The sequence below is a fragment of the Anoxybacillus ayderensis genome (assembly GCF_000833605.1).
Taxonomy (GTDB): Bacteria; Bacillota; Bacilli; order Bacillales; family Anoxybacillaceae; genus Anoxybacillus; species Anoxybacillus ayderensis.
In genome coordinates this window covers 41,571-50,482 of record NZ_JXTG01000015.1, presented here as the reverse complement: position 1 = coordinate 50,482, position 8,912 = coordinate 41,571, and the positions used below count along the sequence as shown (strand labels likewise).

General features: G+C 41.3%; 9 protein-coding genes and 1 rRNA gene. All 10 read right to left on the bottom strand.

Annotation, left to right across the window (positions count from 1 at the left end; translation table 11 throughout):
- Window positions 1-437, bottom strand: a 16S ribosomal RNA gene (locus JV16_RS11645); the annotation flags it as partial.
- A 246-nt stretch (window positions 438-683) separates the two neighbouring features.
- Window positions 684-2,168, bottom strand: coding sequence for a lysine--tRNA ligase (gene lysS / locus JV16_RS11640; RefSeq protein ID WP_021095798.1), 1,485 nt, complete (start codon window positions 2,166-2,168; stop codon window positions 684-686).
- Between the two features lie 67 nt (window positions 2,169-2,235).
- Window positions 2,236-3,237 (bottom strand): tRNA dihydrouridine synthase DusB, encoded by a 1,002-nt coding sequence (dusB, locus tag JV16_RS11635; RefSeq protein ID WP_021095797.1) that lies wholly within the window; start codon window positions 3,235-3,237, stop codon window positions 2,236-2,238.
- A complete protein-coding gene (folK, locus tag JV16_RS11630; protein WP_021095796.1) occupies window positions 3,237-3,773 on the bottom strand; it encodes a 2-amino-4-hydroxy-6-hydroxymethyldihydropteridine diphosphokinase in 537 nt (178 codons plus the stop codon). Before folK ends, dusB begins: the two co-directional genes overlap by 1 nt.
- A 3-nt stretch (window positions 3,774-3,776) precedes the next feature.
- Window positions 3,777-4,139 carry a dihydroneopterin aldolase gene (gene folB, locus JV16_RS11625; protein WP_042535943.1) on the bottom strand — a complete coding sequence of 121 codons (363 nt, stop codon included), beginning with the start codon at window positions 4,137-4,139 and terminating at the stop codon, window positions 3,777-3,779.
- 4 nt (window positions 4,140-4,143) lie between these two features.
- Window positions 4,144-4,905, bottom strand: coding sequence for a dihydropteroate synthase (gene folP / locus JV16_RS11620; RefSeq protein ID WP_223249791.1), 762 nt, complete (start codon window positions 4,903-4,905; stop codon window positions 4,144-4,146).
- 56 nt (window positions 4,906-4,961) lie between these two features.
- Window positions 4,962-5,831: an aminodeoxychorismate lyase gene (gene pabC, locus JV16_RS11615; RefSeq protein ID WP_042535939.1), complete on the bottom strand. Its 870-nt coding sequence runs from the start codon at window positions 5,829-5,831 to the stop codon at window positions 4,962-4,964.
- 6 nt (window positions 5,832-5,837) lie between these two features.
- Complete coding sequence (gene pabA / locus JV16_RS11610) at window positions 5,838-6,413, bottom strand: aminodeoxychorismate/anthranilate synthase component II (RefSeq protein WP_042535937.1); 576 nt, start codon at window positions 6,411-6,413, stop codon at window positions 5,838-5,840.
- A gap of 5 nt (window positions 6,414-6,418) precedes the next feature.
- On the bottom strand, window positions 6,419-7,819 hold the full coding sequence (gene trpE, locus JV16_RS11605) for an anthranilate synthase component I (protein WP_042535945.1): 1,401 nt from the start codon (window positions 7,817-7,819) through the stop codon (window positions 6,419-6,421).
- Between the two features lie 120 nt (window positions 7,820-7,939).
- Window positions 7,940-8,866, bottom strand: a complete 927-nt coding sequence (gene cysK, locus JV16_RS11600) for a cysteine synthase A (protein WP_021095790.1) — start codon at window positions 8,864-8,866, stop codon at window positions 7,940-7,942.
- Between the last annotated feature and the right edge of the window lie 46 nt (window positions 8,867-8,912).

Sequence of the window (8,912 nt, the reverse complement as noted above, 5' to 3'; positions counted from 1 at the left end):
ACGACCCGAAGGCCTTCTTCGCTCACGCGGCGTTGCTCCGTCAGACTTTCGTCCATTGCGGAAGATTCCCTACTGCTGCCTCCCGTAGGAGTCTGGGCCGTGTCTCAGTCCCAGTGTGGCCGATCACCCTCTCAGGTCGGCTACGCATCGTCGCCTTGGTGAGCCGTTACCTCACCAACTAGCTAATGCGCCGCGGGCCCATCCTGTAGCGACAGCTTGCGCCGCCTTTCAACGAAAAACCATGCGGTCTTCCGTGTTATCCGGTATTAGCACCGATTTCTCGGTGTTATCCCCGTCTATAGGGCAGGTTACCCACGTGTTACTCACCCGTCCGCCGCTAACGATCCAAAAGCAAGCTTTTGAATCGTCCGCTCGACTTGCATGTATTAGGCACGCCGCCAGCGTTCGTCCTGAGCCAGGATCAAACTCTCCATAGAAAAGTTATCCTTAGCTTCTGTACGCTTTTCGCTTCGTTCAGTTTTCAAGGAACATCTTGTCGCTTTTGAAGCGACCTTTTCAATATAACATTTACGATTTTTCTTGTCAACACTTTTTTATTTTTTACTTTTTCGTGTTATCTTCAACACGGACGATTAGTAATATATCATATTTGATTATCTTTTAGCAATATATTTTTTCTCTTTTTTTTTAAAAAAGTCCCGATCATCTCGGGACTTTCGCAATTACTTATGGCGCATTTGAGGGAACAACAACACATCGCGAATCGATGGTGAGTTCGTTAACAACATAACAAGGCGATCAATACCAATTCCTAATCCACCTGTTGGTGGCATACCGTACTCTAGCGCTTCGATAAAATCTTCGTCCATCTCATGCGCTTCGTCATTTCCTTGTTCTTTTTCTTTTAATTGCGCTTCAAATCGTTCCCGTTGATCAATTGGGTCGTTTAATTCTGTAAATGCATTTGCATGCTCACGGGCAACGATAAATAGTTCAAATCGATCTGTAAAACGAGGATCTTCTGGATTTTTCTTCGCTAAAGGCGAAATTTCAACCGGATGACCGTAAATAAATGTCGGCTGAATAAGGTGTTGTTCTACCTTTTGTTCAAAAAATTCATTTACAATATGACCGAATGTCATATGCGGAGCTACTTCTACTCCGTGTTCTTTCGCTAGTTGACGAGCTTCTTCATCGCTCATATGCTTCCAAAAGTCAACACCAACATACTCTTTAATCGCATCAACCATATGAAGTCGTTTCCAAGAAGGAGTTAAATCTACTTCATATTCTCCGTATTGGATTTTTGTAGTTCCGAGCACTTCTTGAGCAATATGCGCAATCATATCTTCTGTCAATTTCATAATATCTGTGTAATCAGCATAAGCTTCATAAAGCTCAAGCATTGTAAACTCTGGATTATGGCGCGTTGAAATACCTTCGTTTCGGAATACACGACCGATTTCATATACCTTTTCTAATCCACCAACAATTAAACGTTTTAAATGCAATTCGATCGCAATACGCATATACAACGTCATATCTAAAGCGTTATGATGCGTAATAAACGGACGAGCCGCAGCCCCTCCAGCAATCGAATGCATCATAGGGGTCTCTACTTCTAAATATCCCTTTTGATCTAAATAGCGACGCATGGACTGAATGATTAAGCTGCGTGTAATAAATGTTTTTTTGCTTTCTGGATTCATAATTAGATCGAGATAACGTTGGCGGTAACGTTGCTCAATGTCTTTAAGCCCATGGTACTTTTCAGGGAGTGGACGCAACGATTTTGTTAACATTTCATATGCATGCACTTTAATAGATAGCTCGCCCACTTTTGTTTTAAATACTGTGCCTTGGACACCAACAATATCCCCTAAATCTGACGTATCAAAAATTTCATACTGCTCTTCGCCAACATCGTCTTTGCGCACATAAATTTGAATTTGCCCTGTTAAATCTTGAATATGTGCAAATCCAGCTTTTCCTTTGCCACGCTTTGTCATAATGCGACCGGCTACAGAAACATGAATTTGTTTCTCCTCAAGTTCCTCTTTCGATAAATGACCGTATAGCGCAAACAACTCTTCAGCCTTATGTGTGCGCTCGAATCGTTTCCCGAATGGATCAATTCCTTTTTCACGTAACTTATGTAACTTTTCACGACGAACTAACAGTTGATCATTTAATTCTTCATGTGACATAACAAAGTTCACTCCAATGACCTTTTATTTTTTAAGCCATACTGCCAGCATGAGCTGACAGTATGCTTTATACTTCCATCACAACATCACTTTCTTTTGCTTCAACTTCTTCGACAAAATTCATAAGTAACGTCACAAGCTCATCGCGCGTCTGGCATTCGTTAATCGCATTGCGCACTTTGGCGTTTCCACGAATACCTTTTAAGTACCACGCAGCATGTTTGCGCATTTCTTTTACAGCGATATACTCGTTTTTCAAAGCGATTAAACGATCTAAATGCAAAATGCATACTTCGATTTTTTCACGCACAGATGGTTCCGGAATGAGATCACCTGTTTCCAAATAACGAACTGTACGATAAATCATCCACGGATTACCAAGGGCAGCTCGGCCAATCATCACACCATCGACGCCCGTTTGCTCTAACATTCGTTTTGCATCTTGAGGAGTCTGGACATCGCCGTTACCGATAACAGGAATGCGAACGGCTTCTTTTACTTGTTTAATAACGTTCCAATCCGCTTTTCCTTCATACATTTGTACGCGTGTTCGCCCATGGACTGCAACAGCTTGTCCGCCTGCTCGTTCCACCGCCTGAGCATTTTCAACAGCATAAATGTGGTTTTCATCCCAACCAATCCGCATTTTTACCGTTACAGGCTTTTCTACGGCATCAACAACCGCCGCTACCATGTCGTAAATTTTATTTGGATCTAATAGCCATTTTGCCCCCGCATCACATTTTGTAATTTTCGGAACAGGGCATCCCATGTTAATATCAATAATGTCCGCATTCGTATGCTTATCTACATATTTGGCCGCTTGTACAAGCGTTTCTTTTTCTCCACCAAAAATTTGCAAGCTTAATGGTTTTTCACGCTCATCAATATAGAGCATGCCCATTGTTTTTGGATTATTAAATAAAATCGCTTTATCGCTAACCATCTCTGCACAAACAAGTCCTGCACCAAACTCTTTTACAGTTAGACGAAAAGCTGAATTACATACGCCCGCCATCGGAGCAAGCACGACAGGATTATTAATTTGTACATTTCCGATTTTAAACATTAAACTCCCTCCTTTCTTGCTAACATAAATTGTTCCTCCACCGCTTTGCGACTTTTCCATATACGAACACCTTGGTCCGATAACTGTTCAACGTACGAACGTAAAGGACGTTGAACGGAAGGAATAATTAGCGATTCATCTATTTCAAACAACGGGATTAATACAAACGCCCGTTCATACATGCGCGGATGCGGAATGATAAGTTGTTCTGTTTCAATATTTTCGTGATTATATAGCAAAATGTCAAGGTCTAACGTTCGTGGCCCCCAATGAACTTCTCGTTTTCGACCAAACTGTTTTTCAATGTCCATCGTTGCTTCTAACAAAGCAAATGGAGATAGCGACGTAGCAACCTTTACAACCATATTTAAAAAACAAGCTTGTTCGACATATCCAACCGGATCTGTTTCATAAACGGAAGATGTCGCTAAAACAGAAATACATGAATGGTTATTTAAAGCCGTGACCGCTTTACGTAAATAATCAAAACGATCTCCTATATTTGAGCCTAATGCAATATAAGCAATATGTTCCATTTGTTAACGCCCTCTCGTCATTTCAACTGCCACATACGCATAGTGACCTTTAATAGGTGGATTTGGCTTCGTCACCTTGACTGTACACGACGAAATCGTTGTATACGTAGATAAAATTTGCTCAGCAATACGTTCCGCTACTGCCTCGATCAATTTAAACGGCTTTCCTTCAACGATACTTTGACATATGTCATATATATGTGCGTAATTAACCGTTTCACTTAAATCGTCCGTTACACCTGCTTTTCTTAAATCCGTTTCAATCATAACATCAACGTAAAAACGTTGACCGAGTTTATTTTCCTCAGGAAACACCCCGTGATAACCGTAAAACTCCATTTGCTGAACGTAAATTTTATCGCTCATACTCTCACCCTCTCCCGATCATCGCATCCATCATTTTAGCCATTCTAGCGATCGGTAAAACGTCATGTACACGAACGATATGCACGCCTTTCGCAATGCCGAGACAAACGGTTGCTCCTGTTCCTTCTACTCGTTCGTGGACGGGTAAATCAAGCACATGCCCAATAAATGACTTTCGTGATGTTCCTAACAAAATAGGATAATCAAGGACTGCAAACTCATCTAATCGACGCATCACTTCTAAATTATGCTCTACTGTTTTAGCAAAACCAATACCTGGATCGATAATAATTTGTTCATCGGTCACACCTGCTTGCTTTACGAGATGAATACTCTCTTTTAAATCATTGATCATATCTGAAATAAAATGTTTATAATTGCGATCGTGACGATTATGCATTAATACAATCGGAACACCGTAATTAGCCGCTACTTTAGCCATATTCGGATCGGCTTTTGCTCCCCAAACATCGTTAATCATCGTAGCCCCTGCTTCAATGGCTTGTTTTGCGACTTCTGCTTTATACGTATCGATAGAAATTGGCACATCCACCGCTTTGGCTACTGCTTCCACAATGGGAATGACGCGACGCAATTCTTCTTCAAGCGGTACTTTTTCAGCCCCGGGGCGAGTTGATTCGCCCCCGATATCAATGATGTGCGCTCCCTCAGCTACAAGTTGTTTTGCCCGTTCAATTGCCTGCTCTACGTGATTGAACTTCCCACCATCAGAAAAAGAATCAGGAGTTGCGTTTAAAATGCCCATAATAACTGTTTGTTTTCGTAAATCTAACTTATGCTTTCCGCAATAAATGACATTAATCAATTGACGTACCCATCCTTTCTGTCGTACCTTGTCCATAAATGCGTTGTAAACGATGCGTACGCACGTTGTAGACGTTTTGTTATTTCCCCACATTTCCCGGGATATATATCCTCATCTAGCCGACAAACCGGCACAACTTCTTGAATGGAATTTGTTAAAAAGATTTCATCTGCGCTTTTTAGCTGTTGTAGCGAATAAAAACCTTCTTCCACACGAATGCCCCATGAGTGTAGTAAATCGATCACAAACATTCGGGTCACACCGTTTAAAATCCCCGTTTGTACGGCAGGGGTGTACACAACACCATCTTTCACCCAGAAAATGTTAGAAACAATCCCTTCTGCTACACATCCTTCTTCTGTAAGGAAAATGCCTTCTACATTTGGATGATGACCAATTTCCCTTTTACCTAAAATATTGTTTAAATAGTGATGCGATTTTAAGCGAATACACCCTTCTGGCGTATTTCGTTTCACTTGTAAAGTTTTACATACTTTCTCTTCCGCAAAGGCTGGAATACGTTTCATATACATAATGATCGTCGGATGTGTATATTGTTCCACTTGCAACCCAACATCTCCGATTCCAGCTGAAACGTTTAAACGAACATACGCATCGCGATAACCGTTAGCCTGTAACAATTGGGAAAGAATATGCAAAACATCATTTCGAGTGATAGAACATGAAATGTTGAGCATATCGAGTCCGTTATGAAGACGAGCTAAATGATCATCAAGCAAAAATGGATGTCCATCATATACGCGAAACGTTTCAAACACCCCAAGCCCATACATAAATCCATGATCAAACGGAGAAATACGAGCATCTTCCTTTTTTACAACTTGTCCATTTACATAAACGAACATAAGGCATCACTTTCGTCTATATAGTGTAATGAAATTTTTAAGCATCTCTAAACCATATTCCGTCATGATCGACTCAGGATGAAACTGCACCCCTTCAATCGGCAATGTTTTATGGCGAATAGCCATAATTTCTCCTTCTTCTGTCCATGCGGAAATGTCAAAGCAATCGGGCAATGTTTCTCTTTTTACAATTAACGAATGATAACGCGTAGCGGTAAACGGATTCGGAATTTGAGTAAAAATCGTCTTTCCATCATGAAAAATGGGCGATGTTTTCCCGTGCATTAAACGTTCCGCCCGAACAACTTCCCCGCCAAACACTTGCGCAATCGACTGGTGACCAAGACATACACCAAAAATCGGGACCTTCCCTGCGAAATATTGAATCGCCTCCATGCTGATGCCTGCTTCATTCGGACTGCAAGGACCAGGCGAAATCATTAAAAAATGTGGCTGAAGTTGTTCAATTTGAGCAATCGTTACTTCATCGTTTCGTTTAACGATTAATTCTTCCCCTAATTGCCCTAAATATTGGACTAAGTTATACGTAAATGAATCATAATTATCAATCATTAAAATCATTTTGCTCACCTCATGCTTAATTGTACATACTCTTCTTCGCTCAGCTCTTTTGCTTTCCATAAGGCAAATGCTTTCTTTAAACATTCTTTATATTCATGTTCTGGTTGAGAATCAATAACGATTCCTGCCCCTGCCTGTACATAGGCAAGACCATCTTTCGCAATCATCGTTCGAATCGCAATGTTTAGCTCCATATCGCCGTTAAATCCGATCCAACCAATGGAACCTGTGTAAACACCACGTCGAACAGGCTCTAGCTCTTCGATAATTTCCATTGTTCGTACTTTCGGAGCCCCTGTAATCGTTCCACCTGGAAACACAGCTGATATCACATCAAACGCATCTTTCCCTTCTGCAAGTCGTCCAGAAACATGGGAAACGAGATGCATTACATGAGAATATTTTTCAATTACCATAAACTCGTCTACGTGTACCGTCCCATATGCACATACACGTCCAAGATCATTACGCTCCAGATCAACAAGCATTAAATGTTCCGCTCGCTCTTTTTCGTTTGCTAATAATGACTGAGCAATTTGTTCATCTTCTTGAATTGTTTTACCACGTGAACGCGTTCCTGCAATCGGACGTGTACTCACATACTCCCCCTTCTTTTTTACAAGTAACTCTGGGGAGCCGCTCACGATTTGAAATTCAGGAAAATGCATATATGCCATGTATGGTGATGGATTTAATGTACGTAATTTTTCATAAATCGCAAACGGATGAGTAAGTAACCGTTTCGACTGTCGCACAGACAAGTTCACTTGAAAAACATCGCCTTGCGCAATATACGCACGCACTTTTTCGACAGCTTCCATAAACTGCTCTTCGCTCATTGACACCGTTTCTTCTTTTTCATAGTTCGGAATAAACGGACGAGAAGCATCGGTAAATTCCGTTGTCCATAATTGCTCGTACCGTTCAAGACGTTCACGCGCTTGGCGTTCTTCCCCATTTACATAATGAGTAATAAAATAAAGAGATGATTCATCATGGTCATATACAAACACATCGTCAAATACTAAAAAATATAAATCAGGCATGTTTAAATCGTCACGTGCGATCGAAGGGAGCTTTTCAATATACCGGGCACAATCGTAACTAATGTAGCCGATCGCCCCACCTTGAAAGTCTGGACCTTCCTCTAATTTGTCTATCCTCCATTGATTCAACCATTTTTTTAATGATTGCAATATATTCCCTTCAAACGTCTCTGTGCGATGCTTCTGCCACACTGTCAACTTGTCATCTTTTCCAATGACAACCGCAAATGGTTGTAAGCCGATAATACTGTATCGGCCGTCCCGACCGCTTTCAAGCAAAACATGATGCAACTGTTTTCGCGACAATGCTTTATATTGCGAAAACCAGTCACGTTGTGCGTATGAGATTTTTTTCATCATCGGTCGTCGCTTTTGCTGGCTCAAAGATGTCACTCCTCTCCATCAGTCCATACGCTTATTGTACAACGAACATATAGAAACAATCACGAAAAAAAATTCGGCAAGAATGTCCTTGCCGAATTATTCTTCAAACTGATATAGTGGTGTGCTCAAATAACGTTCACCGTTACTTGGAATAATTGCTAACACTTTCTTTCCTTTTCCTAATTTTTTCGCCACTTGCAATGCTACATGAATCGCTGCACCAGATGAAATGCCTCCTAAAATACCTTCTTGGCGAGCAGCTAGACGAGCCGCTGCAAATGCTTCTTCTGTCTTTACAGTGACGACTTCATCGTAAATGGATGTATTTAAAATATCTGGGACGAATCCTGCACCGATACCTTGTATTTTATGCGGACCTGGTTTTCCACCTGAAAGCACAGGAGAGTCAGCTGGTTCAACAGCATAAATTTTAATGTTTGGGTATGCTTGGCGCAACACTTCTCCAGCTCCTGTAATCGTTCCACCCGTTCCAATGCCAGCTACAAACGCATCTAATTGATCGCCCATTTGTTCAACGATTTCTTTTCCTGTCGTTAAACGATGCACTTCCGGATTTGCTTCGTTTTTAAATTGTTGCGGCATAAAATAACCGTGCTCTTGTGCAAGCTGCTCTGCTTTTTGAATAGCACCTCGCATCCCTTCGCTCCCTGGGGTTAACACAAGCTCCGCTCCATAAGCGCGAAGTAAGTTGCGACGCTCTAAACTCATCGTATCAGGCATAACAAAAATGGCTTTATATCCTTTTGCAGCAGCAACCATCGCTAAACCAATTCCCGTATTTCCACTTGTCGGTTCAATGATTGTATCCCCAGGCTGAATTTTCCCGGCTTTTTCTGCTGCTTCAATCATCGCAAGCGCAATCCGGTCTTTTACGCTGCTTCCCGGATTCATAAACTCTAACTTCAAATATACGTCTGCGCTATTTTCATCAACGATGCGATTTAACTTTACTACCGGTGTTTGACCAATTAACTCTGTAATGGATTGTACTACACGCGCCATTTCATCCACCCCTAATCCCGAGTATTTTTATAGAATTTGTAACCAA

What these genes read in the sequence shown, in the direction of transcription:
- lysS (WP_021095798.1), bottom strand. Translation starts at nt 2,168, where the DNA reads ATGTCACATGAAGAATTAAATGATCAACTGTTAGTTCGTCGTGAAAAG.
- dusB (WP_021095797.1), bottom strand. Translation starts at nt 3,237, where the DNA reads ATGTTTAAAATCGGAAATGTACAAATTAATAATCCTGTCGTGCTTGCT.
- folK (WP_021095796.1), bottom strand. Translation starts at nt 3,773, where the DNA reads ATGGAACATATTGCTTATATTGCATTAGGCTCAAATATAGGAGATCGT.
- folB (WP_042535943.1), bottom strand. Translation starts at nt 4,139, where the DNA reads ATGAGCGATAAAATTTACGTTCAGCAAATGGAGTTTTACGGTTATCAC.
- folP (WP_223249791.1), bottom strand. Translation starts at nt 4,905, where the DNA reads ATGGGCATTTTAAACGCAACTCCTGATTCTTTTTCTGATGGTGGGAAG.
- pabC (WP_042535939.1), bottom strand. Translation starts at nt 5,831, where the DNA reads ATGTTCGTTTATGTAAATGGACAAGTTGTAAAAAAGGAAGATGCTCGT.
- pabA (WP_042535937.1), bottom strand. Translation starts at nt 6,413, where the DNA reads ATGATTTTAATGATTGATAATTATGATTCATTTACGTATAACTTAGTC.
- trpE (WP_042535945.1), bottom strand. Translation starts at nt 7,819, where the DNA reads ATGATGAAAAAAATCTCATACGCACAACGTGACTGGTTTTCGCAATAT.
- cysK (WP_021095790.1), bottom strand. Translation starts at nt 8,866, where the DNA reads ATGGCGCGTGTAGTACAATCCATTACAGAGTTAATTGGTCAAACACCG.